The organism is Streptomyces sp. NPDC048197 (assembly GCF_043202395.1).
In the GTDB taxonomy this organism is placed as follows: Bacteria; Actinomycetota; Actinomycetes; order Streptomycetales; family Streptomycetaceae; genus Streptomyces; species Streptomyces siderophoricus.
The window spans coordinates 245,477-270,007 of sequence record NZ_JBIDAJ010000008.1 but is presented as its reverse complement, the minus strand read 5'-3'; the positions used below and the strand labels follow the sequence as shown (position 1 = coordinate 270,007).

General features: G+C 69.0%; 18 protein-coding genes and 1 pseudogene. 9 read left to right on the top strand and 10 right to left on the bottom strand.

From position 1 onward, the window contains the following. Window positions 1-200: 200 nt before the first annotated feature. Both ACGF4C_RS14600 and ACGF4C_RS14595 read right to left on the bottom strand, forming a co-directional pair. Complete coding sequence (locus ACGF4C_RS14600) at window positions 201-2,471, bottom strand: M48 family metallopeptidase (protein WP_393566304.1); 2,271 nt, start codon at window positions 2,469-2,471, stop codon at window positions 201-203. Then, a complete protein-coding gene (locus ACGF4C_RS14595) occupies window positions 2,468-2,956 on the bottom strand; it encodes a hypothetical protein (RefSeq protein WP_393566302.1) in 489 nt (162 codons plus the stop codon). The genes ACGF4C_RS14600 and ACGF4C_RS14595 overlap by 4 nt, the downstream gene beginning before the upstream one ends. 354 nt (window positions 2,957-3,310) lie before the next feature. Between ACGF4C_RS14595 and ACGF4C_RS14590 the strand changes: the two genes are divergently transcribed. Both ACGF4C_RS14590 and ACGF4C_RS14585 read left to right on the top strand, forming a co-directional pair. Further along, window positions 3,311-3,850 (top strand): GNAT family N-acetyltransferase, encoded by a 540-nt coding sequence (locus ACGF4C_RS14590; protein WP_393566300.1) that lies wholly within the window; start codon window positions 3,311-3,313, stop codon window positions 3,848-3,850. 246 nt (window positions 3,851-4,096) lie between these two features. Beyond that, window positions 4,097-4,402, top strand: a pseudogene (locus ACGF4C_RS14585) (zinc-binding dehydrogenase); the annotation flags it as partial. Between the two features lie 153 nt (window positions 4,403-4,555). Here ACGF4C_RS14585 and ACGF4C_RS14580 read toward each other — a convergent pair. Beyond that, window positions 4,556-5,791, bottom strand: coding sequence for an epoxide hydrolase family protein (locus ACGF4C_RS14580; protein ID WP_393566298.1), 1,236 nt, complete (start codon window positions 5,789-5,791; stop codon window positions 4,556-4,558). Between the two features lie 747 nt (window positions 5,792-6,538). Here ACGF4C_RS14580 and ACGF4C_RS14575 point away from each other — a divergent pair. From ACGF4C_RS14575 to ACGF4C_RS14555, 5 genes are all read left to right on the top strand, one after another. Further along, window positions 6,539-6,970, top strand: coding sequence for an Hsp20/alpha crystallin family protein (locus ACGF4C_RS14575; RefSeq protein WP_030410618.1), 432 nt, complete (start codon window positions 6,539-6,541; stop codon window positions 6,968-6,970). 98 nt (window positions 6,971-7,068) lie between these two features. Then, entirely contained in the window at window positions 7,069-7,464 is a 396-nt protein-coding gene (locus ACGF4C_RS14570; protein ID WP_393566296.1) for a DUF2267 domain-containing protein, read from the top strand. A gap of 74 nt (window positions 7,465-7,538) precedes the next feature. Beyond that, the gene (locus tag ACGF4C_RS14565) at window positions 7,539-7,670 is read left to right on the top strand and encodes a hypothetical protein (RefSeq protein ID WP_393566294.1); all 132 of its coding nucleotides are present in this window, start codon (window positions 7,539-7,541) and stop codon (window positions 7,668-7,670) included. A gap of 383 nt (window positions 7,671-8,053) precedes the next feature. Beyond that, window positions 8,054-9,289 carry a PP2C family protein-serine/threonine phosphatase gene (locus ACGF4C_RS14560; protein WP_393566293.1) on the top strand — a complete coding sequence of 412 codons (1,236 nt, stop codon included), beginning with the start codon at window positions 8,054-8,056 and terminating at the stop codon, window positions 9,287-9,289. Between the two features lie 264 nt (window positions 9,290-9,553). Then, window positions 9,554-10,111: a hypothetical protein gene (locus ACGF4C_RS14555; RefSeq protein WP_393566291.1), complete on the top strand. Its 558-nt coding sequence runs from the start codon at window positions 9,554-9,556 to the stop codon at window positions 10,109-10,111. A gap of 370 nt (window positions 10,112-10,481) precedes the next feature. On the opposite strand, the gene ACGF4C_RS14550 is transcribed toward ACGF4C_RS14555, so the two are convergent. Next, window positions 10,482-11,189 carry a hypothetical protein gene (locus ACGF4C_RS14550; protein ID WP_393566290.1) on the bottom strand — a complete coding sequence of 236 codons (708 nt, stop codon included), beginning with the start codon at window positions 11,187-11,189 and terminating at the stop codon, window positions 10,482-10,484. A gap of 625 nt (window positions 11,190-11,814) precedes the next feature. Further along, the gene (locus tag ACGF4C_RS14545) at window positions 11,815-12,729 is read right to left on the bottom strand and encodes a dihydrodipicolinate synthase family protein (protein WP_393566289.1); all 915 of its coding nucleotides are present in this window, start codon (window positions 12,727-12,729) and stop codon (window positions 11,815-11,817) included. Window positions 12,730-12,800: 71 nt separating this feature from the next. On the opposite strand from ACGF4C_RS14545, the gene ACGF4C_RS14540 reads away from it, so the two are divergent. After that, window positions 12,801-13,709, top strand: a complete 909-nt coding sequence (locus ACGF4C_RS14540) for a LysR substrate-binding domain-containing protein (RefSeq protein WP_393566288.1) — start codon at window positions 12,801-12,803, stop codon at window positions 13,707-13,709. Between the two features lie 83 nt (window positions 13,710-13,792). Here ACGF4C_RS14540 and ACGF4C_RS14535 read toward each other — a convergent pair whose 3' ends face one another. The 5 genes from ACGF4C_RS14535 to ACGF4C_RS14515 all read right to left on the bottom strand — a co-directional run bounded on the left by ACGF4C_RS14535 (window position 13,793) and on the right by ACGF4C_RS14515 (window position 21,405). Continuing rightward, a complete protein-coding gene (locus ACGF4C_RS14535; RefSeq protein ID WP_393566287.1) occupies window positions 13,793-15,187 on the bottom strand; it encodes an ATP-binding protein in 1,395 nt (464 codons plus the stop codon). Between the two features lie 121 nt (window positions 15,188-15,308). Then, a complete protein-coding gene (locus tag ACGF4C_RS14530) occupies window positions 15,309-15,872 on the bottom strand; it encodes a DUF1877 family protein (RefSeq protein ID WP_393566285.1) in 564 nt (187 codons plus the stop codon). A 442-nt stretch (window positions 15,873-16,314) separates the two neighbouring features. Continuing rightward, on the bottom strand, window positions 16,315-19,077 hold the full coding sequence (locus ACGF4C_RS14525; protein ID WP_393566284.1) for an alkaline phosphatase family protein: 2,763 nt from the start codon (window positions 19,075-19,077) through the stop codon (window positions 16,315-16,317). A 4-nt stretch (window positions 19,078-19,081) separates the two neighbouring features. Next, window positions 19,082-20,467: an ABC transporter permease gene (locus tag ACGF4C_RS14520; protein ID WP_393566282.1), complete on the bottom strand. Its 1,386-nt coding sequence runs from the start codon at window positions 20,465-20,467 to the stop codon at window positions 19,082-19,084. Beyond that, window positions 20,464-21,405: an ABC transporter ATP-binding protein gene (locus ACGF4C_RS14515; RefSeq protein ID WP_393566280.1), complete on the bottom strand. Its 942-nt coding sequence runs from the start codon at window positions 21,403-21,405 to the stop codon at window positions 20,464-20,466. The genes ACGF4C_RS14520 and ACGF4C_RS14515 overlap by 4 nt, the downstream gene beginning before the upstream one ends. Window positions 21,406-21,872: 467 nt before the next feature. Here ACGF4C_RS14515 and rph point away from each other — a divergent pair, with 467 nt between their 5' ends. Then, window positions 21,873-24,485, top strand: coding sequence for a rifamycin-inactivating phosphotransferase (gene rph / locus ACGF4C_RS14510; RefSeq protein ID WP_393566279.1), 2,613 nt, complete (start codon window positions 21,873-21,875; stop codon window positions 24,483-24,485). Window positions 24,486-24,531 lie beyond the last annotated feature (46 nt).

The following is a 24,531-nucleotide window of genomic DNA, read 5'->3' as shown; positions in this document are numbered from 1 at the left end:
GTCGGACGAACTCCCACTCAGCATCGGATAGTTCATGGCGACGTATCACCCGACCATGGTCCACCACCCGAGATCATTTGAAGACACCCCCTAGGACGTTTATTTCGGATCATCTCGCTGACCAGATGAAGTTCGGTCGACCGGCGCGAGACGTCACTGAGAGGCGGCCCGTGCCGCGGCGCGCGGGCCGTCGTCGCTTATCACGCCGGCGCCGCTGGCCGGCGGCGGCGATCACGCAGCGCCGTCCAGGCCGGGATGAGCAGCAGGGCCAGGCCCGCGGCCCAGGTCGTGATCATCGGGATTACCCACACTCCGAACTCCAGGTCGGGCATCACTCGGCAGGCCGCGTGGCCGGTGCCCCACCGTACGCAGGCGAAGTGGTTGCGGGCGGTGATGGCGGCCAGCGGCAGCAGCAGCCCCGCGCCGAGGGTGCCGAAGATTCCGTGCAGCGCGCGTAGTTCGCCGCGGGCGTGCCGCCACGCGACGACGAAGCCGACAGTCATTTGCAGCAATGCTGCCAGGGCCAGCTGATAGTAGGTGAAGACCGCTCCGACCCATTCGATCGGCCAGGGGAAGACCACGGCACAGAACAGGTGCCACAGCCACAGTCCGAGCCCGGCGGCGGCCCCGAAGACGGTGCCCTGGGCCGCCGCCCTGACGGGGCGCAGCCGCGGGACAGTCAAGAGCGCCGCCGAGTCCTCGACCGACACGGCCTGGAGCAGGAACCGTTCGGGTCCCGCGGTGGGCGCCTGGGCACGGCGCGGGCCGAAGAGCCGTGCTCCGGACCGCGCAGCAAGCGGGACCCCGGCTGTGACCACGACCAGGGCGATGACCGACAGCGGCGGCGTGAGCATGAAGGCTGTGGAGAACACGAAGCCCAGGTAGTCCAGCGGCGTGGGAAGCAGATTCAGCGGGCGCGGCAACGAGAGCAGTTGGAAGCCCGGGGCGCCGGCATCGTAGACGTGCCCCAAGAAGATGCTCAACAGTGCGACGCCGACCCCGCACCCTGCGACGACCAGTAGCAACGGACGCCGGCCGGCCAGTACCACGGGTGCCCACACCCGGCCCGTCGCCGCGTTCCAGCGGACGAAGCCGTAGCCGATGCCTCCGAGGATCAGCCACCACGACAGCTGGACGGGCAGCGGGTTGGCGATGCCGAGGGTCATCGCCGTGCTGTGCATTTGGTCCCCGAAGGTACCCACGATGAGCCCGGCCGCCATGGCGAGTCCTGTGCGATGGGCGTCCGGCCACCGACCACGGTTCATCCATGCGGCCAGCACCGCGCGCCAGATCCCCATCGCCACGCCGCCGCCGAGCGCGACGGAGGGGATGACGGCGGACAACGGCCCGCCGCGGTCCGTCAGGCGCGCGGCTTCCTCGGTCCATTGCACCACCTGCTGGTAGACGAGTGAGCATGTCAGGGCCAGTCCGAAGGCTTCCCAGGGACCGAAGCCGAACAGCAGCCGCGGGTCGCTCAGAGCCGCCAGCCGATGTTCGACAGGAGGATGCGGGCGCAGGAAGGGGGGCAGGCTGCGGCCGGTCCGTCGGCGGCCGTGCTCCGCGGTGAGGACGCGTCGTAGCGAGGGGGCTCCGCGGGTCCACACCGCCACCCGGGCGTCCGCGTACAACTCGCGGCTGCGCAGCACCGCGGCGCTGGTGAGGGCGACGGTGACCGCGAGGGCGCATTGGGCGAGGACAGACAGCAGCTGGTACAGGAGACCTGAGGGCACCAATACCCACTCGACCAGCAGCCCGAGCGGCGCGGTGACGGCGATCGGAATCGCTACCGCGACGATGAACAGTCGGTAGCAGATCAGCGTGACGAAGGCGATGTCCACGTCCCGGTTGCGCAGGTGCGCCAGTTCGTGCAGGACGATCGCTCGGAATGCCTCGGGATCCCGGCGGTGCAGTTGCAGTAGGCCGGTACTGAGCATCACATGGCGCCGCCCGATCCGTCCGAAGGCAAGTCCGTTGGGGGCCGGGTCGTGCCAGTCGACGACATAGCGCACCCGGCAGCGCAGTTTGGCCATCGCGGCCAGCTCATCCAGGGTGCGTCGGATGTCGGCGAGTCCGTCGGTCGGCAGGGAGCGCAGTCGGCGCCGGCGGATCCGATAGGCCGGCAGCAGCCAGTAGACAACCCCGATGGCCAGCCACAATGCCCCCAGGGTGGCCAGTGCCAGGGCGGTCTGGTTCCCGAAGAACGACTGCGGGCAGGTGCGGGTGAACTTGTCGGGGTCGATCACCTGGTGGCTGTTTCGGGCTGCGCAGTCGATGGCCCCGGCGAGGCTGCCGATATCCCCGCCCCGTGTGAAGTACGCCGCCGTGCCGATTGCCCCGCCCAGGGCCGCAGCCATGGCCGTCGACGTGCTCAGGATGAGCAGGGCGAACCGCAGGGACGTCCCGGACGGCATCCGGAACGGATGCGGCATACCCCCGGCAGCGCCGACCGAGGGGGCCGGCGCCGTACTCATGAGGTGATCTCCTCCCCGCCCGGAGCCGGCGGCGTCTGCATCCCACCGACGATCGCGTCCGCCAGCAGATTCGCCTGGGCCGGCGGCAGCCCCAGTGCGATGGCCCGGTCATGGGCGACCCGCCGCAGACGCTCCAGCTCCTGGGACCGGGAGGGCTCGCTGCCGTTGCGCTCCACGGCGCGTACGGAGCCCGGCGCGGCGAACGGGTTGTCCGCACCGCCCTCGGTGTCACCGTCGCCACCTCGCCGCCCCAACCGCCACCAGCCCCGCCGGCGTTGCCTGCGCAGGACGTCGGTGGCGATGTTCCCCGCAACGGCCGAGGCGACCGGCAGCGCGAACTGCGTCAGCGTCCCGATGACCGCGGCGTCGATGCCGATCCCCAACGGCTCCTGGCGAGCCTTCCGGTCTCCCCGCCGCGGATCATCGAAGTACGCCCCGGCCGTCTCCTCGAAGAGCTCCAACTCCTCCGGCGCCAACCGTCGCACGGCCTCCCGCGCCAAATCCCAGGCCCGTTGTGTCTCAACGTCCCTCAACGCCCCCACCGAAAGCCCCCCGTCGCCCGCCCACCCCTGCAGTCCCCAGCCAAGTATCGATCCCCAACTCACCTCACCGTCAAGCCCTTTGGGCGCCACCGGCACCGCCCAGCCGAAGTAGGCGGCACCGGCATGAGCCAACTGCCCGACGGCAGGGCGCGCCACGCAACCACATACCCTCGCCGCTCGCCGGTCGCCGGTCGCTCCGTTCGGTCCAGGAGCGAGCCGTACAGGTCCTCTCTGCACGGCTCTTCAATCAAAGAAAATGGATTGCCCGGACGGCGGAGTTCACATTGGCTGGGCAGCATGGCCGAACTGCGTACCGATCGCCTCACCCTCCGTCGATGGCGTGACTCCGACCTCGCACCATGGGCGGCGATGAATGCCGATCCCGAGGTTCGAGAGCACTTGGGCGATCCGCTCACCCGCGAACAAAGCGATGCCTCCGTGGCCCAGTTCCGGGCCGAGTTCGATCAGCGAGGCTACGGGTGGTGGGCGGTTGAAGTGCGGGCTACAGGGGAGTTCATCGGCTTCGCGGGCTTGGACCAGGTGGATGACGGCATGCCGTTCACAGGGGTGGAGATCGGCTGGCGACTCGCCCGCTCGGCCTGGGGCCAGGGCTACGCCACGGAAGCCGCACTGACAGTCCTGGCTTACGGTTTCGACACTCTTTCGCTTCCCGAGATCCTCGCGGTGACCACGGCCACCAACCTCCGTTCCCAGGCAGTGATGCGTCGGATCGGCATGACCCGGGACCCGGCCGACGACTTCGATGACCCCACCGCACCCGAAGGACCACTGCGTCCCAACGTGCTGTACCGCATCGCACGTAGTACGCGAACCTGACGTTCTCCACTGGAACACCTTGATCAGGCCGCGGTGCCCAGGGACGTCCGCCTCAGCCGGTGCCGGCGTCTGGCAGGCACTCCTCCGTAGCCCTCGAGCACGGGAGGTGCCGCACGCCACGTTGTCGTCAGTCGCCGACGCCGGCTCGGCGCGCCGGCTTGGATCAAGGAGCCTGGCAAGGAGCCTGGCAGGGTGTCGAGCGCGAGCAAAGCGCGTGGGCGGTGACACCCTGTCTGCGAGGAGGTTCGAGTCGTGGCCGGGAAGCTGGTGGCCGAGGGGCTGCCGCTGCTGCGCGAAGGTGGCCGGTGGGTCGTCACCGGCGCACTCGGCGGCTATGACGTGGCCTTCGACGTGCGCCGTCTCTACCTGCACAACGCGCAGTTGATCGGCTCCTCCATGCCCACACCCGCGCACTTCGCCCGCCTCATGGACCTGGCTCGCCGGGCCGAGCTCCCGCCCGTTGTCGCCGCGACCTTCCCGCTGGACCAGGCCGCCCGGGCGCAGGAAGAACTCGCCCGCAGGAGGCACGTGGGAAAGATCGTCATGCACCCCCCTAGACCGTGCGCCAGAGCCAGGACTTCCCGACCCGAGGAGGAACGAGGCCCCGTGGCGGGCGGGCGGTGCGTGCCGGTCGGCCGACGCGTACGCCTCCCCCGCCAGACAGCGTTCGCCTGGCCCGTCGCCAGACGAGTGCGCAGGGTCGGTTCAGGGCCTCCGGCCGTGGAAGGTGCGGCGCAGGTCGCTCACCCAGGCATCGGGGTTCTCCCAGGGGATGAAGTGGCCCCCGTGGTCGTGGGCGTTGACGTTGACGTGGTTGAACCAATCGGCCTGCGGGCCGGTCCTGAATGCCCGGACGCGCTCGTCGGCGGTGTGGATGCCGGGCGGGTTCTCGTACGTGACGAAGGTGAGGCCGACCGGGGCCTGCACGACCGGGGTGCGGTCGTGGGCGGGGGCCCAGGGGTAGCGGTTGGCGTTGGCGTAGTAACGCATCGACGTGGCAATGGAGTTGTTCACCCAGTAGATCGTGGCGTGGGTGAGCAGGTCGTCCCTGGTGAAGACGGATTCGACGTCGCCGCCGTTGTCGCTCCAGGCGTTCCAGCGCTCCAGCAGCCAGGCAAGCAGACCGGCGGGTGAGTCGCTCAGCCCGTGGGCCAGGGTGGCGCCGTCGAGCATGTGCACGGCGAGGTGGGACGCAAAGCTGTGGTCCAGCTCGATGATGCGGGCGCGGACGTCGGCGGGCTGGTCGTCCATGAGGGGCCGATTCCGGGCGAAGTCCCAGGCGCGGGGACCGTTGAAGAAGTCGAGCGGCAGCCCGGAGCCGATGTGGATGCCGTACAGCTCGTCGGCGTACTTGTGGCCGAGCTGACTGGAGACGATCCCGCCGATGTCGCAGCCCCCGGCCGCGTACTTCTCGTACCCCAGGGTCTCGGTCATCAGGGTGTGCCAAAGGTCGGAGACTTTCCAGAAGTTGACGTCCGGAAAGCCGGTGAGCGGGCCGGGGAAGCCGAAGCCGGGCAGGGACGGCACGATGACGTCGAACGCGTCGGCGGGGTCACCCCCGAACGCGGCCGGGTCGGCGAGCGGGTCGATCACCTTCGACCAGTGCCAGAACGTCCACGGCCAGCCGTGGGTGAGGACCAACGGGATCGGGCGGGGCCCGCGGCCGGGCTTGCGCATGAAGTGCACCGGGACACCGGCAACGTTCACCTGGTAGTGCTCGTGGACGTTGATGGCGGCCTCGGCCTTGCGCCAGTCGTAGCCGTCCCGCCAGTAGGCGACCAGTTCACGCAGATAACTGTCCGGGACGCCGTAGGACCAGTCCCCATTCCCCTCGTCCAACGGCGGACGGGTCAACGCGAGACGGGCACGCAGGTCATCGAGCACCTCGTCGGAGACATGGATCGGGGTGGGCTCCGGGGGGAAGGCGTGCGGGGTGGTCATGGCGTGGTTCCTTACCGTAGGGGAAGCGGTGCCGTCGGCCTGTTGAATGGTCGGGCGGAGAAGCAGGCCATATCAAGAAGTACGGGCAGCGACGCGGCAGGGGGGTGCGTGCCGATGGTCCGGGTGGAGCTGGCCGGCCGGGGCAACCAGGGCGGCCAGGCAACTGACGCCGATGCCCTCCCTTCGCCGCGACTCCACCATCTTGGCACCGGCGCGGACACTCGCTGACACCGCACATCTCCTCAGGTGCCCGTTGCCGGGGCACCTCTTCCCTCCGCGGGTTGCAAGACGCTGGGGAGCCGCCGTCCGGGGGGCATCATCCATGAAGCCGAGCGCGGCGCCCGTACGGAAGTGCGTGCACGCGGGCGCCCGTTGCCGCAGCGCGTCCCTCGCCTGTGTCCGCAGACGCCGCCGCACCGGCCGCTCTTGGCAGCTGGCGGCACCGAGGGGGTGGGCGAGGCCGGCCCAGCCGGCACTCGCGTGGCGGGCGGTTTCGATCAGGCCGGTTTCCCATCCGGCGAGCTGCTCGCGCATCTGCCCGCAGCAGCAACAGCAAGGCCAGGGCCTGCTCCGGGCCGGCGTCGTGAGTCTCGGCAGTGCCGGGCACGTTGCGCCGTGCGGCATACAGGCGTAATCCGTCATCCTTTAGATGACGAAACATTTGTCATCCAATGGACGACGTGGTACAACTATGTCAGTGAGGCGCATTGGCAGCAACTGCCCGAACGTTCCTGGAGGTGTTTTCCGATGTTGATGCGCACAGACCCCTTCCGTGAGCTCGACCGGCTGGCGCAGCAGCTTGCGGGCCCGGGTACCTGGTCGCGTCCCTCCCCGATGCCGATGGACGCCTACCGCGAGGGTGACCAGTACGTGGTGGCCTTCGACCTCCCCGGCGTCAGCGCGGACGCGATCGACATTGACGTCGAGCGGAACATGCTGACCGTCAAGGCCGAGCGCCGGCCCGTGGCGAAGACCGACGATGCGCAGATGGAGCTGTCGGAACGGCCGCAGGGCGTCTTCTCCCGCCAGATCGTGCTGGCCGACACGCTGGACACCGAGCGCATCCAGGCCGACTACGACGCAGGAGTGCTCACCCTGCGGATCCCGATCGCCGAGCGCGCCAAGCCCCGCAAGATCAGCATCGGCGTCGGATCCGGCCGTACGGAGATCTCCGGCTGAGCAGGACAGACGAGGGCTGAACAACGGCGGAGGACGGGTACCTGATCTCCCCCCGCCGTCCTCCGCACCCGTGGACCGAGAAAGGGGTGGCGGCCGCCGTGACTGTGCGACGTGAAGCGTTTCTCGACCATGTGAAGGAACGCGGCGAGTACGGCACCTTGCAGGAAGCCGAACGCGCGGCCCGCGTGGTGCTCGCCCTGCTGGGCGCACACCTGGTCGGCGAGGTACGCGCCCAGCTGGCGGCGCGTCTGCCGGAAGGCTTCGCCCTGATCCTCCTCAACCCGCTGCAGAGCGCCGAGCCACTGCCACCTGAGCGGTTCGTGCGGGCGACGGCGGCCTGGATCGAGGGCGCGACCGAACGGACCGCTGCCTGGGACGTCAGCGCCGTCCTCAGTACCGTCGCCGACGCCGCCGGCGACGACCTCCTCAAGGAGATCCTGCTCCAGCTTCCCGCGGGCTACGACCTCCTCTTCGGCCACCCCCAGCCCATCTGACCACTCCCTCTGACCACTCCCCTGGTGACCGCCCACCGACCACCACGACCGGTGGAAGAAAGGCCACCATCGCAGTGACGTCTGACCAGAGCGCACCGCTCCAGCCCGGTGGCACGGCGTCCGAGCAGTTGCTGAAGAAGGTCCACTACGACGACCATCTGCCCAACCCGCGGGTCTCGCCTCCTCGGGGGTGTCACGGCGACTGAACGCGGGACCCCGCGGAGCAGCCAAACGACGGCCGTTGCCATCCTTGGGCACCCTCCGTCCCACCGGTCATTCAGCCCGCAACTGCTCGCTCACCCCGGGACAGACTGCCAGCACAGCTCGTGGCCGAGCCCGCGCGAGCCGTGACAGTGCCCCCCGGGAGGATCCAGGTCAGGCTGCCTACGTCGCCCCATGCGCCCCGCCACAGGGCTGAGCCCAGGCCGGCGAGCGTGGGCCGGCTGGGCTGCCCGCAAGCCGTTGGGGCCCAAGAGGACGGCCGACGTTGTCCTGGCAGGCGGGTGAGCGGGACGGACCGTAGCGTGAAAGGACCGGGCTGAGGGCGGGCGGGCCGGCCTGAAGGGCGCAGAAGGGACGGTGGGTGGCCATGGCGGGCATGGATTACGCAGCGCTGTTCGCCGCCACCCCGAGCCCGTATCTGGTGCTGGGGACGGATCTGGTGATCGTGGAGGTCAACCAGGCATACCTCGACGCGACCGGCCGGACGCGGGATGACCTGATCGGGACATACGTCTTCGATGCGTTCCCGGACAACCCGGACGACCCCGAGGCCGACGGGGTACGGAACCTGAGCGCCTCGCTGCACCGGGTCCTGGCCACGCGCGAGCCCGACCCGATGGCACTGCAGAAGTACGACATCCCCATCATGGGCCGGCCGGGGGTGTTCGAGGAGCGGTGGTGGTCCCCGGTCAACACGCCGATCCTTGCCACGGACGGCACGGTGGTGTGGATCATCCACCGGGTGGAGGACGTGACCGCGTTCGTCCAAGCCCGCACCGGTGCCCGGCCGCCGACCGAGCAGCTGACCGAGCGCGAAGCGTTGGAGGCCGAGCTGTACGCGCGGGCCCGGGAGCTGCAGCGGCTGAACGAGGAGCTGCGGCAGGCCCACTCCCGCGAGCGCCAGGTGGCCGTCACCTTGCAGGAGGGCATGCTCCAGTCACCGGATTTGGCCCGGCACCAAAACGTCGCCGTGCGCTATCTGCCCGCAGCCGGATCGCTGAACGTGTGCGGTGACTGGTATGACGTGGCAGACCTGACCGACGGCCGCTTTTCGGTAGCGGTGGGCGACGTCGTCGGCCACGGCCTGGAGGCCGCCGCCGTCATGGGAATGCTCCGCAGCGCGCTGAGCGCGGCCATCCGCGCCCTGGAGCGGCCGGCCCAGGCGCTGGAGGTACTGGGGCTGTACGCCCGCTCGGTCGACGGCGCGCTGAACACCACCGCCGTCAAGGCGCTGGTCGACCCCACAAGCTGCCTGATCATCTACAGCAACGCCGGCCACCCGCCCCCGATCCTGGTGCACGGCGACGGCAACTGCGAGCTCCTGGACCAGGCCACCGACCCGCCCCTGGGCGTTCGCCCCCTACACGTCCCTCGCCCTCAGGCCACGGCCATCTACAGCACCGGCGACACCCTCGTTCTCTACACCGACGGCCTGATCGAACGCCGCGACGAAGACATCGACACCGGCCTGGCCCGGCTGGTACACACCCTCAGCCAGTCCAGCCAACTCACCCCGGAGCACATGGCCGACACCGTCCTGGCTCGCCTCGGCCTGGCCGGCGGCGGCCGCGACGACATCGCGCTGGTCATCGCCCGGCTCTGACCAGCGCCCCTCCTCACGCGAGTTCCCCGTCCCGGGCCAACGCGGAGACCTTCGATGGTCCCCTCGCTCCCCCGCCGTTGAACAGATCAGGCAGGTCCTGCAACGACCACAGCTGGCCGCGCAGGTCTCGACTTGATTCGTTTGCGATAGTTGAAAACCGCCTACTGGCAGTCGGCAATCCCCGCCGCACCCCACCGCACCCCCACCGCACCCTCAACTAGCCCTGCCACTAGCCTCCTGTCACGCACCATCACAGGGGGACACATGGACGAGGGGAAGGCGGCCCTCTACGCCGCCATCATCGGCTTCGCAGCAGCCGTCATCGGAGCCACAGTCGGCGGATGGGCCAGTTGGAAGGCAGCGCGGCACGGGGCTACCGCGGCGGTACAGTCAGCCATCGAACAGGTCAAAGGGGAAGCGGAGAATGAGCATGCCCATTGGATTCGGCAAGAGCGGCTACACGTCTACCGGTCCGTCCTTCAGGCCTGCACCGACTTCATGACTGCAGTTCAAGAGTTCGAAACCCGCGTGCGAGCCGGCAGCAACGCTGACGAACTGCATCAGCTCCTGGAGCAACGCCTCCGGGACCTTGAACTATCCACCAGCTCACTCCACTTGTTGGGGCCTTCTGCAGCGCATGCCGCAGCATTGCGCCTGCTCGCAGAGATCGACTCGACCGTGGACGCCTTGAGAGGGTGGGAAGACCTCGGAAACAACACGGAAGCAGCACACGACCTCCGAAGCCGCAAAGCACTAGCCACCCAGGCCGCTCTCGCTTTCACCGATGAATGCCGGCGCGTCGTCGGAACCACCGACGACTAAAAGGTGGTTCAGAAAGGGACGCCTGACGGACTCTGCCATGGTCCACGGCAGACCAGATCCAGGGGTAATTGGTGTCGTCCAAGGCCGGCAGGAAAGTCTGGGCAGCGTCGGAGAGGTGAACCGGCCGGGCCGGGTTGGTTCTTCCCGCTGGTCTGGGCCAGCGGGTCAGGCCCAGCGGGCCGAGCCGCCCGACAGCGCTCCCGGGGCCCCGACGGCGCTCCCGGGGCGGGGATCGTAGTGGTCCCACGACCCCAACGGTGGGGCGGCCGGGGCGGTAACGCGACGATTCTGGGCGGAATCAGGGGCACAGCCAGATCCAGGACCAGCCAGGGCCAGGGTCAGGTCGCGACCCTGACCATGGTCCTGGACGTCATTGCGCGTGGATCGCCTCGCGCATCGAGTCGGCGTACTCCGGCGCGAACGCGTCGAGGAGGTGCGGGTCGATGTCCGGAGAGTAGACGACCACCAGCTTGTGCGAGTCGATCCCTCCGACCGCCATCACGTGGTCCTCCACGACCCAGACATCGGTGGAGTCCATGCCACTGTCCACCAGGTACGCGAGGTCCCGGGTTCCGGGCCGTGCGCCCTTGCTCGACATCGCCTCCTGGACGGCTTTCTTGCACGTCTCGGTTCTGAACAGCCCGCTCAGCCGTGCATCCGACTGAGGCCCGACGGCGACGCACAGCACGGGAGGCTCCAGGGAGACCAGCATGTGGATGGCCTTGTTCTCCCGCATCGCACCGTGGGTTCCGGTCGACACACTGTTCCAGGCCCCCTTCGCCGGCCACCGGACGCGGCCGTCCTCATCCACGTGGCCTGCGCTGTAGTCGAGGGTCGCCTCATGCACCTCGGCCTCGGCGTTCTCCTCCCCCGTCTGGCAGTCCGGGCACAGATAACCAATCGCGTACCCCTGGTCCAAGACGACGTTCCATCCGTCTCCCTCACCCTGCATGGGCCGCTTGCAGCGGTCACACACGATGTCCGTTACTTCCTCTACTTCCTCTACTTCCTCTACTTCTTCCACTTCTTCCGGTTCCGGATGGCGTGAGCGCCGTTTGCGCTTGATCGCATCCCACATGGTGTCCCACCGCCTGTGGACGTGTGTCATGGTCGCTTCGGGGCGCGGTGCAGCTCGGCTGCGTGCGTGCACGCCTGCGCGCATGCACGCACAGCGGCCGGGCGTCACGCACAGCCATCCGCAGCGGTGCAGGCCGCGCGAAGTCATGCATATCCACATGAAGCCCAGGCAGCCGCCCACGACCGCATGCGGTCGCACCAACCGGCCTCGCACCCGGCCTCGCACTGTCGACGTATGGCATGCACTCCACCGCTGCACCCGCGCCCGCCGTTCGGCTTCGAGTGCCGTCCCCCGGATACAGTCCAGGGTAATTCCGCGCCCCGCTTCCCAGGGTCCCGACGCTCCCCGGTCATCCGGTCATCCCGGTCATCCTGCGTCCATGCAGGTCAGAGAGTCACTGCCGAAGACCCCACGACGGCACACGGCAGCCCACCTGCGGGAAAGCCGGACCGGGCTCAGTCCCACCCCTCACTGCCTGCGCGAGCAGCACGACCGCCACAGGATGCGGGACGCCTGTCGCCTAGGACAACGCGCCTGCGGACGGGGGCTGCACCCTCACCCTCGCCACGTCACGCGGTGATTTGCCGAACTGCCGCGGGCTCAGGCCGCGTTCGAGCCTGCCTGTTCAGTGAGCTGCCGCTGCGGGAGTGCGGCTGCCGGTCAGGAGGGCCGCTCGGCGGATCGAGTGGGTGGAGGCGGCCAGTAGTGGCATGCGGACGGCCGGGCTGGGAATGCGTCCCTGGGCGTGCAGCACTCCCTTGATGACTGTCGGGTTCGGCTCGGCGAAGAGCGCAGCGGAGAAGCGGGCCAACTCGGCTCCGAGCCTGCCGGCGGGTGCGCCGGAGCCGCGGCGCCACAACGAAATCAGTTCGGCGTAGTCGGCGGTTCGGAGATTGGCCGAGGCGAGAATTCCACCGTGCGCGCCCGCCGCGAGGAGGGGTGAAATGACGACGTCGTCGCCGCCGAGCACGGCGAAGCCGTGCGGTGCGCGGCCGAGCAACTCGACCGTGGTCGCATCGATCGCGCCGGTCGCGTGCTTGACCCCGGCGACCTCTGGCAGGCGGCCGAGAGCCGCAAGCGTGTCGGCGCTGAGCGTCTGCCCGGTGCGGTAGGGGATGTCGTACACGATCAGTGGTATGCCGCCGCGGTCGGCCAGCGCGGTGAAATGCGCCAGGGTCCCCGCTTCACCGGGGCGGATGTAGGGCGGTGTGGGAACCAGCGCCGCGGCCACGTCCCCCCTGGCCGCCAGTTCGCGCAGCGACTCGATGGCGGTGGCGGTGTCATTGGTGCCGACCCCGACGATCAGCGGGGCGCCGTGCCTCCGGCAGGCGGCTGAGCAGACTTGCACCACGGTCTGCTTCTCCTCCGCGGTCAGTGTGGCCGCTTCCGCGGTGGTGCCGAGGGCGACGAGCCCTGAGGCGCCCGCCGACAGCGCCTCGTCGGCGAGTCGGGCCAGCGCATCGGGTGCCACGCGCAGATCGTCGGTGAACGGAGTCACCAGGGGGACGTACAGGCCGGTGAAATTCGGATCGGGCTTCATGGTCCCACCCTGGCTCATGCTGATCCTGTAGGTCCATTGCTGATTTCTGCCGTGATACCTAAGCTGAACTTATGCTCGATGTTCGTCGTCTCTACCTGCTTCGCGAGTTGGACCGGCGGGGCACCATCGCCGCCGTGGCCGAGGCGCTGACCTTCACCGCGTCGGCCGTCTCCCAGCAGCTGAGCGTGTTGGAACGCGAGGCAGGCGTGGCCTTGCTGGAACGCAGCGGCAGGCGTGTGGTCCTCACGCCCGCCGGCCGGTCCCTCGTCGCACACGCCGATGCCGTGCTGGAACGCCTGGAACTGGCGGTCGCCGAACTCGCCAACGCGCGGGAGGGCATCGGCGGGTCGCTGCGCATCGGGACCTTCCCCTCCGGTGGCCACACCATCGTTCCGGCGGCGCTGGCCGAGCTGGCCGAACGGCACCCCGCACTGGAACCGATGGTGCAAGAGATCGACTCGGCGCGCGTCTCCGACGGCCTGCGAGCCGGCGAACTCGACGTGGCCCTCGTCCACGACTACGACTTCGTACCCGCGTCACCAGACACCACCGTGGACGAGGTGCCTCTGCTGGAGGAACCCATGTACCTCGCCACCAACACCGCGGCCAAGTCCACCAGCCGCGGCAACACGCTGGCAGAACTGCTCGGCCCTTATGCCGAGGTCCCATGGATCACCGCACGAGACGGCACGACCGGTCACGCGATGGCCGTACGCGCCTGCCAGGCGGCCGGGTTCCAGCCGAGAATCCACCACCAGGTCAACGATTTCCGCACCGCACTGTCCCTGGCCGCCATCGGGCAAGGTGCCGGACTGGTACCGCAAATGGCCACTGCGCATCCCCCCGCGGGCGTCGTGTTGACCAAGTTGCCGTTGTTCCGTCGATCGAGGGTCGCCTTCCGCGCGGGCGGCGGTACGCATCCGGCGATCGCCGCGTTCGTGGCTGCGGCAAGAGCAGCGGTGGGCCACCAGAGGCAGTGACGTTCGCCTCCGACGCCGGCGTGGGCGAGGGTGTAGGCGAAAACCTTGGGTTCTCATGAAGCGTCGAGCGCAGCGCCCGGATGTCATGGACGAGAGCTGCTTCCCTTGGCGTAGCGCGGCAGGCGCAGGGTGAATTCGGCTCCCCCCTCTGCGCGGTTGGCGGCCCGGATGTCACCGCCCATCAAACGTGCGGTGGCTCGGGCGATGGACAGCCCCAGTCCGCTTCCCTCGGACCGTGAGCGGCGACTCCCCGCCTTGAAGAAGCGGTCGAAGACATAAGGAAGTGCCTCCTCCGGGATGCCACTGCCACTGTCCGCCACTTCGATGAAGAGCTCCCGGGGCCTTGACGTGCCACTCACCCTCACGGGTGCGCCGCCGTGCCGTAACGCGTTGTCGATCACGCTGGCGAGGATGATGCCCAGACGCCTTGGGTCGAGCTCGGCAGGCATCAGGCGCGGCACGTCCAGCGTGACCAAGGCAGTCCAGTTGTGGACTGCCAGGCAGGCCTCCAGCTCTTGGGCGACGTCCACCTGCCTGGTGGCCAGGTGCACGCTGCCGGAGTCGAGTCTCGCCAGGTCCATCATCTTGTCCACCACGTCGTTCAACCGCCGGGTCTCGCCGACGACCAGTTGCACCGCCGGCTGGAGAATGGGTTCGAGCCGGCCGGCTCTTTCCTCCAATACCTCGGACACGGCCGAGAGGACAGTCAGCGGCGTGCGCAGCTCATGAGCCATATCGGACACGAACCGTCTCATGGTCGCTTCGGAGGACTCCGTGGCAGCAGTTGTTGGCGGCTGGTAGGCGGAATTCCGTACGAAAGGCATGGTGCCCAGGGCATTGCGGTCCCGGCACTGCGGCTCCGGCCGTTCGGCCGCGCACAGCGACGAGCGCACCCTCTCGTAGATCTCATTGAGGGTCAGCGACTCACCGGCTCCTGGCACACCGTGGTGCAGCAGCGTCACGAGCTCTCCGGTGAAAGCCGTGTAGAACTCGCCTGGTGGTGCCAGGGCGAGCGCGTTCTCCGCCGCCGCGGCCAGCAGATACGTCCCGTCGATCTCGGCGAGTCCAAGCCCTTCCGACATGGCACCGAGCATGCGCCCGCTGTAGCAGCAGTCGAGAACCACGACACGTCGCGCTGCCCGGCTCGCCTCGAAGGGGCGTCTGATCCATTGGTAGGGCACGGCCGAGTCGTAGACCTCGTCCGCATGGCTGCCGTGCAGGGCCAGATAGAGCTCACCGGTTCCTGGGTCGATCAGCCCATGACCGGCGTAGTAGAAGATCAGCGCGTCGGTCGCCTCGCGGGCAGCGTTTTTGATCGCCTGGGATACCTCACGCGGACCGTGCGGGTCATGCAGAACGGTGCAGTGGGCGGCGGGGAGCCCCCATACGGCCTCAGAGGCGAACACCTCCTGCATCGCGGCCACGTTGGCGGTGACGGCCGGCAGTGCAGGCAGGTGCGCGAAGCTGCTCGCGCCCACCAGCACCACTCTGGACCGGTCAGGATCCGGAAGCCCAGTCACAACGCGTCGTGCTCCTCCGGCCGGTCGGCAAGGGCGGTGCGCAGCAGGCGGTCGGCTGTAGCCGGCACGTGACGGCGCCTCAAGCCCACACCACTTTGACCACGCCGTGGCCCGCTGCAGCCGCCCGCGCGTAGAACCCTTGGAGGCTCCTGTGGTGGTCGAGGAACTCCTGCCTGGCCTGCGCCTCGTCCCAGCCCCGTCCGACGAGCTTGGGACCGGCGACGTTCCAGAGCTCGTCGAAGGAGACACTTGCGAGGAAGTGCGCAGCCTGTGACACCCCAGGCGGCTCCAGAAACATCATGGGTGGGTTGGAGGGATCGGCGTCCACGCTGTGTGCCACGGGGCGGCCGCCGTAAATCGGTAGCGTCCAGGGCTTGTCAGCATCTGCGCCTATATCTGTGCCTGCGTCTGTGCCTGCGTCTGCATCCGCCTCTGCCTCCGCATCCGCATCCGCCTCAAGGACTTCGGCTGCGGCGTAGACGGCATCGACGGAGCTCCAGACCTTGTTGATCGAGTCGGCGATGCCCGCGGCGTACTCGTCGGGGTGGTTCTCCCAGGCCTTCCACATGAACTCCGCAAGCCAGGTGTGGTCGTCCCGGATCTCGGATTCCGCGACGGCGCGCAGGTGTAGGTGGATGCTCACGGCGACGAGTTCTCCCGTTCGGTGGCCTGCCTGTCAGGCCGAACGGACAGAACCTACTCGACGGCACTGACAGCGAGACGTCCCCGAACGGGCGCGATTACCCGCCACAACCGCTGACGGCTCAGCGGGCGCCGCTGGCCGAAATCATCTCTACGGGGCTTCTGGTGCGGCTTCAGGTGCCCGCACAACCGTTTGGGCCCCCCGCTCTCGCTCCAACACCTGCGGGCCGTAATTGCGCACGAGGGCGCCCGGGGCCGTTAAGCCGTCCCACCTGCCGGACAACGACGCCCCCTGTCCCGGCCCACGGTGGCCACAAACCAGTCATCAAGCATTGCCGAGGCACGCTGGACGGCGGTGCCGCCTATACCCAAAAGCGGTGCGGCCCGGACCGATAAGGTCCGGGCCGCGGTGAAGCCGGTCGTCCCTCAGGCTCCTGCGGAAATCAGCCGTCGTTCTCCGAGGAAGGAAGGAACGCCCCCGGCACATCCTGCGGCGCGAAGATCTTCTTCTCGCCCGGGTACGGCTTGTTCCAGTTGTGCGTCTCGTACCAGGTGAGGTGGTTCATCTGGGCGGGGTTGGCGTAGTCGGGGACGGCGTGCGGGCCGGTCAGCCGCTGCTTGGACTTCCACTTGTCCCAGATCGCCGCCAGCTCCCGCTTGTCCGCGGGTACCTTCGCGGGCGCGACGGCCGCTGCGTGGGGGTTCTGCGGTGCCGGGATGTCCGGGCCGCAGGGCGGCTGGGTCTTCAGGCCGTCGGTGAGGGGGACGCGGTTGGGCTGCGCCGTGAACGGGGTGGTGTCCGGGAGACGGGTGAAGGCGCCGCTCATGGGGCTGGCCGCGCTGTCCTTCTGGTTCATCGGGTGGATCCCGAGGATCTGCTCGATGGTCCGGATCACCGTGATCTGGGTGTAGTAGTGGCTGTCGGTCTTGCCGCGCTGTGCCCAGGGGCTGATGATCTGGATCGGGGCCCGGTGCCCGTCGACGTGGTCGAGGCCGGCCTGGGAGTCGTCCTCGACGACGAAGATGGCCGAGTTCTTCCAGTACTTGCTGTGCGAGATCTTGTCGACCATCCTGCCGACCGCGAGGTCGTTGTCCGCGACCTGGGCGGACGGGCTCGCGGGACCACCGGTGTGGTCGTTGGAGAACCAGAACATGTTCAGGTTCGCCGGCCCGTTCTTCTCGAAGTCCTGCTTCCAGATCTGGTACTTGTAGACGTCCGGGACGTCGAGGTCGAACATCGGGAAGCCGGGCACCGACACGTCGTTGAGCGAGGGGATCGCCGACCCGACATTGATGGGGTAGGCCGTGGGCTGCCCGGACGTGTCCATGGTCTTGGCGTCGCAGTACAGGTTCTGCCAGGACGCTCCGGACGGCTTGCTCTCCACCGACTGGAACTCACCGAAGTCCTTGACGGACTTGCCCGCCGCCTGCGCACCGGTCCACAGAAAGCCGGACCGCTGGTGGCCGAGCGCGTCGTTCTCGGTGTCGTAGCTGCGCTGGTACTCACCGGCCGAGGACTCGGTGTACTCCGGATTGTCGCTCTGCATCAGCCAGTTGTGGCCCTCGGCGGAGTTCGTGCCGATGTCATAGGTGTTGTCGTACAGCCCGAACTGCTTGGCCATCGCATGTTGGTTCGGCGTCACGTTCTCGCCGAACTGCGCCAGCTTCGGATCGCCGTTGCCCTGCGGGAGGTCGCCGAAGACCTGGTCGTAGGTCCGGTTCTCCTTGACGATCAGGAAGACGTGCTTGATGGGCGAGGGGTCGCCGAGCCGCTGCGGGACCGCTGCCGGCTTCGCGTTGCTGTTGCCGTCGGCCTTCTTGACGGAGTGGCCCAGCCAGCCGTTCTGCTTGAAGACCTTGGACGTCTGGGCCCTGATGGCGCTGTCGTCGGGCAGCGTGAAGCGCTGCAGGCTGGAGGTGGTGTCGTGGGTGCCGTGCGCGCCGCTGGGGTTGGGGCGACGGGCGTCGATACCACGGGTGTTGGAGACCAGCACCTGGTTGCCGACGGTGGCGATCTCCGCGGGGAAGTAGTCCGTGGGCAGCAGGCCGACGTAGCTGACCGGCTCCTGCGGGCTCTTGTACTTGTACACGGCGACCGCGTTGGCACGGCCGAGCGTCACCAGCAGATGACCGTCGTCGGTGAGCGTCACCGCGTTGGGCTCGTAACCCACCGACGCCTCCGGCCACGGACGGGTGGCGATGGTCTGCACGACCTTGTCGCGGGCGGTGCTGATGACCGACACGTCGTTGGTGGCGGTGTTGGTGACGAACACTGCCCCGCCCTTGGCGTACAGGGCCGTCGGGTGCAGACCTACGTCGATGCTCCCCACCGCGGCGTCCGGATTCGCCAGGTCGATGACGCTGACCGTACCGGTGGTGGTGGCTCCGGTCTTCGGGTTGGCCGGCACCTGGGTGTTGTACGAGTTGATCGTGGTGTCGCCGGGCCTGGCCGGACGGCCGCCCTCGTTGCTGACGTAGAGCTTGTCGCCGACCTTGACCATGTCACGCGGGGCGTTGCCCACGTCCCAGCTGCGCTGGACGGCCCCGGTCGCCGCGTCGAGGGCGACCACCCTGTTCTGGCCGTTGACCGCGGCGTACACGGTGGAGCCGTCGGACGAGAACACCGGCTCCCCCACCAGCGCCCGCTTGGCGCCGTCCGCCGGGATCTTGAGGAACGTCGGGTTGCTGACGCTGCCGTCCGGGTTCACGGTGAGCCTGGTGTAGCCGTCGGTCTGGCCCAGCCACAGCTGCTTGCCGTCCGGCGAGTACGTGGGGCCTTCCTGGCCCACGGAGTTGCTGCTGAGGCGCGGGTTCGACGATGCGGAGGCGCTGACGAGCTGCTGCACCTTCCAGTTCTTGCGGTCGACGATGGCCAGCGCCGCGCCGCCGTCGGTCAGCGAGGCCGCGATGTGGGTGCCGTCCGGGCTGACCGAGGACGACATGATCTTGCCGTTGTCGATGACGAGGCGGTCGCCGTACGGGGCGATGTACTGGTCGCTGGAGACGACCTGGCCGTTCGCGGTCTGCTGGCCGACCTGGTCGGTGCCGAACTGGTGCGTCTGGGCATAACCGATGCCGGCCGTGGCGGCGAGGACGACCGCGGTGGCGGTCGCCAGGGCACTGCGGCGGCTGAAGCGGCCGACGCGTCTGTCGAGAAAGCCGGAACGGTCGTCCTCGTCATGTCGACGGCGGCGTATGACCTGCATGGAGTCATCCCTTCGAGGTGGAGAGAAGTTCGACATTGCCGTCGAACTGCCACAGCGGGTTCGGCGTGTCCCCCTCCGGGGTCCGCACCAGGAAATAGCCGTTGACTTCCTTCGGCCCATCGCCATCGGCCATGTACCGCCCGTCCGGGGTCACATCGAGCTGATAGATGGCCTGCCCCACGGCCTGGACGCCGGGGAGGTGCCAGGAGACGACGCAGCGCCAGTCGTTGCCCGGCCCCTGCGCGGCGACCTGGAGGCTGCCCTTGTTGCACGTCGCCGTGGCTCCCAACTGCGCCTCGGTGACGGCGGGCCGGTGGAGCTGCTCGGTCTGCATGCGGTACAGGTGGGCGAATGCCGTGGCGACCGAGCGTTGCACCTTCTCCTGCCCGATCCCGGAGCCGGTCGCCGAGGCCGTGGTCGACGTGGTGAGGACCGCCACCGTCATGGCGACCAGCCCGATCAGCGGCAGCACTCCGACCGTGACCGCGCGGCGCCCCGAGCCGTCGTAGCCCAGGTTCGTGAAGTCGCGCCGCACGAACAGCAGGTAGGCCAGCGCGGTCGCCAGTACGGCCCACGCCAGGCTGACACCGATGCCGATCAGGAGCGGGGCGAGCTGGGCCGGGCCGGTGAACAGGCCGTTCCAGGCGATGAAGGCGTAGCTGGGCAGGGCGAGGCGTACGGCGACGGGCAGTGGCATCATCTGGGCGAGCTGCATCGCGAGGGCGACGAGCACGGGCAGCAGCAGTCCCATCGGGGAGCGCCCCAGCGCGACGGACCCGAGCAGTCCGATCCCGGCGAGGGCCAGGGTCGGAGCGAGGACGCAGACCCAGGCGAGCAGGACCTTCACGGCGGCGTCCGCCGGCGTCAGCAGGTGGCCGTCGAGCCCGACCAGCGGCTGGTTGCCGACCGCCACGACCCCGCCGGCCGCGCTGGAACACGCCAGTCCGGCCACGAGCAGCAGCAGGACGGTGAGGCTGGCGAACACCTTCGCGGCGAAGATCCGCCGGGGCGACCGGACCGCCACGAGCAGGTGGCGCCAGGTGCCGAGCCGGTCCTCGGCGGCGAACACATCGCCGGCGACCACCGAGGTCAGCAGCGGCAGCGCCCAGGTGCCCGCGAAACCGAGCAGCACCAGCGGTCCGGCCCATCCCGTGGCGTGCATCCAGCGGCCGAAAAGGGTGTCGACGGGCAGCGTGCTCTGTTGGCTCACCGCGGCGACGAAGAGCGCCGGCGCGATCCAGCAGGCAAGGACCAGCAGGCGGATCCGCCACTGTGAGACCAGCTTGACCAGCTCGAAGCGGTAGCAACGCGCCACCGAGGCGCGGCGGGCACCGGCACCGTGGGCGGTTGCCTGGTTCTGGGCCTGGGCGTGGGTGAGGGGCACGGTCATCGTCCGGCCTCCGCAGGCTCGGTGAGGGCGAGGAACGCTGCTTCGAGCGGCGACACCAGGGGGGAGAGCTCGCGTACCGCGATGCCCGCCTGCACCAGCCGCACCACCAGTTCGTCGAGGGCAGGCGCCAGCGCGCGTACGACGAGCACCTGCGCGTCGTGCCGTACCCCGGCGTCCTCGACGAGGCGTATCCCGGCCGTTTCGGTGGCCAGTTGGCGGGCGGCGGGGGCATCGGAGGTGCGTACCCGGTAGTCGAGTTCCTGCTCCTCGGCGGCCAGCTTGCTCAGCGGCCCGGAGAAGACGACCCGGCCGGTGGCGAGGAGGGTGACGTCGGAGCACAGGGCCTCGACGTCGTCCATGCGGTGGCTGGAGAGCACGACGCTGGTGCCGTCCGTCGCGAGCCGGGTCAGGACACCGAGTACGTGCTTCTTGCCGGCCGGGTCCAGACCGTTGGACGGCTCGTCGAGCACCAGCAGCCGGGGCCTGGTGAGCAGCGCCGCGGCCAGCCCCAGCCGTTGTCGCATGCCGAGGGAGAAGCCGCGGGCCCGTTCGTCGGCGACATCGGTGAGCCCGACCTGCGCAAGCGCGTCGTCGATCACCGTCGTCCGCGCGTCGTCACCGCGGAGAGCGGCCAGTGCGGCGAGGTTCTGCCGAGCGGTGAGCGAGGGGTAGAGACCGGGTCCGTCCACGAAGCCCGCGACACCGTCGGGAGCGTCGAGCGTCCGCCCGACCGGTGTACCCAGGATGTCCAGGCTGCCGCTGTCGGCGACGGCCAGACCCAACAGGAGGCCGAGCAAGGTCGTCTTGCCGGCGCCGTTCGGTCCGACCAGGCCGTGAATCTGCCCCTGCGTCACATCCAGGTCGACGCCGTCGAGCGCGACGACATCGCCGAACGACTTGGTGATCCCGCGAGCCCGGACTGCGAGGAGTGCGTCCATGAGTCCCTTCCTTCGAGAGCCTCAAGGAACGTAGAGGCAGTCCTCAACGATGGCCAGGAGCAGTCAGTTGAATGCTCATGGAACGGTTGACGACCGGCATGCACCACGACGATGCCCGGGCGGGGCGCCGAGAGGTGCCGGGGGCCGGGGTGCCGGTGCGCGGTCGACGGCGCGTGCGTGGACGAACTGGCCGGGACGACAAGGCCCCAGCGGACGGCGAGGGGCAAAGGGAAAGGCAAGGAGAGTTCTCTCCTTGCCACTCTCAACGTATAGCGCACTGGGGGGCTTGCGGCAAGACCCGGGGCACAGCGCAGAATCGTCGGCCGAGGCCACACAACCTGCGGAAATGAGGGGCACGACGTGCGTGTGTTGTTGTCGACGTACGGGGGACGCGGTGACGTCGAACCGATGGGGGGACCGGCAGCGCGATTGCGGTTGCGGGTGCACGGCGCGGAGGAGGTAGCCCGATGACTGAGCAGTACGTGTTGGATCTTCAAGAGATCGACGAGACGCAGGTCGCGGTCGTGGGCGGCAAGGGCGCGCATCTGGGCGGGCTGTCGGGGATCGAAGGCATCCGCGTGCCGGGTGGCTTCTGCGTGACGACGGACGCCTTCCGGCGGATCATGGCGGAAGCACCGTCGGTCCACAGTCAGCTCGACCAGTTGGCGCGCACCGACCCGGACGACCGGGAGGCGATCCGCACGCTCAGCGCGCAGATTCGCCGGACCATCGAAGGGATTGCCCTTCCGGGCGATATCGCGGCGGCGATCACCGACGCGCTCGCCCCGTTCGGCGAGCAAGTCGCCTACGCCGTCCGGTCCAGCGCGACGGCAGAGGACCTGCCGACGGCCTCCTTCGCCGGCCAGCAGGACACCTACCTGAACGTCGTGGGGCCGACGGCGGTCCTCCGGCACGTCAGCCGGTGCTGGGCCTCGCTGTTCACCGAGCGGGCCGTGACCTACCGCCGGCAAAACGGCATCGACCACCGTACGGTGCACATGGCCGTGGTCGTACAGCAGATGGTCTTCCCGCAGGCGGCCGGCATCCTGTTCACGGCCGACCCCGTCACGGGCAACCGGCAGGTCGCCACCGTGGACGCCGGCTTCGGCCTCGGCGAGGCCCTGGTCTCCGGGCTGGTGAACCCGGACGTCTTCAAGGTGCGACACGGCGAAGTCGTCGCCAAGACGATCGCCGCCAAACAGCGTGCCGTTCAGGCCCTGCCGGCCGGCGGTACGCAGGAAGTGGCGATCGACGCGCAGCGGCAGGAGCAGCCGGCGCTGACGGATGCGCAGGTCGTGCGGCTCGTGGAGCTCGGGCGTCGGATCGAAGCGCACTTCGGCCGCCCGCAGGACATCGAATGGTGCCTGGTCGATGGGGACTTCCGGATCGTTCAGAGCCGGCCGATCACCACGCTGTTCCCCATCCCCGAGGCCGGCGACCAGGAGAATCACGTCTATGTCTCCGTCGGCCATCAGCAGATGATGACCGACCCGATGAAGCCCCTGGGGCTGTCCCTGTGGCAGCTGACGGCCATGGCGCCGATGCAGGAGGCCGGCGGGAGGCTGTTCGTCGACGTCACCCGGCGGCTGGCCTCGCCCGCGAGCCGCGCGGGCCTCCTGGAGCTCATCGGGAGAGGCGATCCGCTGGTCAGGGACGCGCTGGAGACCGTCCTCGACCGCGAGGACTTCGTCCCGTCGCTCCCGGACGCCCCTCCCGGAGGACCGCAGTCCGGCGGGCCGCCGGCCGGCGGCGCGTCCGCCCCGATCGAGACCGATCCGGCCATCGTCACCAAGCTGATCGAGCGCAGCCAGGCGTCCATCGCCGCTCTGGAGCGCGACATCCGGACGAAGACCGGACCGGCGCTGTTCGACTTCCTGCTGGAGGCCTTCGAGGAGCACAAGCGGGTCCTCAGTGATCCGCTGAGCCTTCAGGTGATCATGGCGGGGATGGAGGCCACGTGGTGGCTCAACGACAAGCTGCAGGAGTGGCTGGGCGAGAAGAACGCGGCCGACACGCTCACGCTGTCCGCCCCCGACAACGTCACGTCGGAGATGGGACTGGCGCTGCTCGACGTTGCGGACGTGATCCGCCGGCATCCCGAGGTGGTGGCGTTCCTGCAGGGCGTCGAGGACGAGGGGTTCCTGGACGAGCTGGCGAAGCTCGCGGGCGGGACCGAAGCGCGCGACGCCATCGAGGCCTATCTCGACCGGTACGGCATGCGCTGCGTCGGCGAGATCGACATCACCAGGCCGCGTTGGCGCGAGCGTCCCACCACGCTCGTGCCCGTGATCCTCGACAACGTCAGGAACTTCCAACCGGGCGCCGCCGAGCGGCGGTTCGAGGAAGGCCGGCAGAAGGCGCAGAAGAAGGAACAGGACGTGCTGTCGCGCTTGCGGGCCCTGCCGGACGGGGGCCGGAAAGCCGACGAGACCAAGCGGATGATCGACCGGGTCCGCACCTTCATCGGGTACCGGGAGTATCCCAAGTACGGCATCGTCAGCCGCTACTTCGTCTACAAGCAGGCCCTGCTGCGGGAGGCCGAGCGCCTCGTGCAGGCCAACGTGCTCGCCGAGCAGGAGGACGTCTTCTACCTCACGTTCCAGGAGTTCCGCGACGTCGTGCGCTCGCACCAGGTGGATGACCAGCTCATCCAGCCGCGCAAGGACGCGTTCCGGTCGTATCAGGCGCTCACTCCGCCCCGGGTGCTCACGTCGGAGGGTGAGGCCGTCACCGGGGCGTACCGGCGCGACGACGTGCCGGCCGGCGCCCTGGTCGGCCTACCGGTGTCCGCCGGGACCATCGAGGGAAGGGCCCGCGTCATCCTCGACATCGCGGAGGCCGATCTCGAAGCGGGCGACATCCTGGTCACGACCTTCACGGATCCCAGCTGGTCGCCGCTGTTCGTCGGAATCACCGGCCTGGTGACGGAGGTGGGCGGCCTGATGACCCATGGCGCAGTGATCGCCCGGGAGTACGGCCTGCCGGCCGTCGTGGGCGTGGCGCAGGCCACCCGGCTGATCCGGGACGGGCAGCGGATCCGCGTGCACGGAACGGACGGGTACGTCGAGATCCTTTCGTGACCGTCCACACCGGGAACGCGGCGCCGCACAGCGCGCGGTGAGGCAC

What these genes read in the sequence shown, in the direction of transcription:
- ACGF4C_RS14520 (WP_393566282.1), bottom strand. Translation starts at nt 20,467, where the DNA reads ATGACCGTGCCCCTCACCCACGCCCAGGCCCAGAACCAGGCAACCGCC.
- ACGF4C_RS14555 (WP_393566291.1), top strand. Translation starts at nt 9,554, where the DNA reads ATGGACGAGGGGAAGGCGGCCCTCTACGCCGCCATCATCGGCTTCGCA.
- ACGF4C_RS14525 (WP_393566284.1), bottom strand. Translation starts at nt 19,077, where the DNA reads ATGCAGGTCATACGCCGCCGTCGACATGACGAGGACGACCGTTCCGGC.
- ACGF4C_RS14600 (WP_393566304.1), bottom strand. Translation starts at nt 2,471, where the DNA reads ATGAGTACGGCGCCGGCCCCCTCGGTCGGCGCTGCCGGGGGTATGCCG.
- ACGF4C_RS14590 (WP_393566300.1), top strand. Translation starts at nt 3,311, where the DNA reads ATGGCCGAACTGCGTACCGATCGCCTCACCCTCCGTCGATGGCGTGAC.
- rph (WP_393566279.1), top strand. Translation starts at nt 21,873, where the DNA reads ATGACTGAGCAGTACGTGTTGGATCTTCAAGAGATCGACGAGACGCAG.
- ACGF4C_RS14580 (WP_393566298.1), bottom strand. Translation starts at nt 5,791, where the DNA reads ATGACCACCCCGCACGCCTTCCCCCCGGAGCCCACCCCGATCCATGTC.
- ACGF4C_RS14560 (WP_393566293.1), top strand. Translation starts at nt 8,054, where the DNA reads ATGGCGGGCATGGATTACGCAGCGCTGTTCGCCGCCACCCCGAGCCCG.
- ACGF4C_RS14540 (WP_393566288.1), top strand. Translation starts at nt 12,801, where the DNA reads ATGCTCGATGTTCGTCGTCTCTACCTGCTTCGCGAGTTGGACCGGCGG.
- ACGF4C_RS14515 (WP_393566280.1), bottom strand. Translation starts at nt 21,405, where the DNA reads ATGGACGCACTCCTCGCAGTCCGGGCTCGCGGGATCACCAAGTCGTTC.
- ACGF4C_RS14550 (WP_393566290.1), bottom strand. Translation starts at nt 11,189, where the DNA reads ATGTGGGATGCGATCAAGCGCAAACGGCGCTCACGCCATCCGGAACCG.
- ACGF4C_RS14575 (WP_030410618.1), top strand. Translation starts at nt 6,539, where the DNA reads ATGTTGATGCGCACAGACCCCTTCCGTGAGCTCGACCGGCTGGCGCAG.
- ACGF4C_RS14545 (WP_393566289.1), bottom strand. Translation starts at nt 12,729, where the DNA reads ATGAAGCCCGATCCGAATTTCACCGGCCTGTACGTCCCCCTGGTGACT.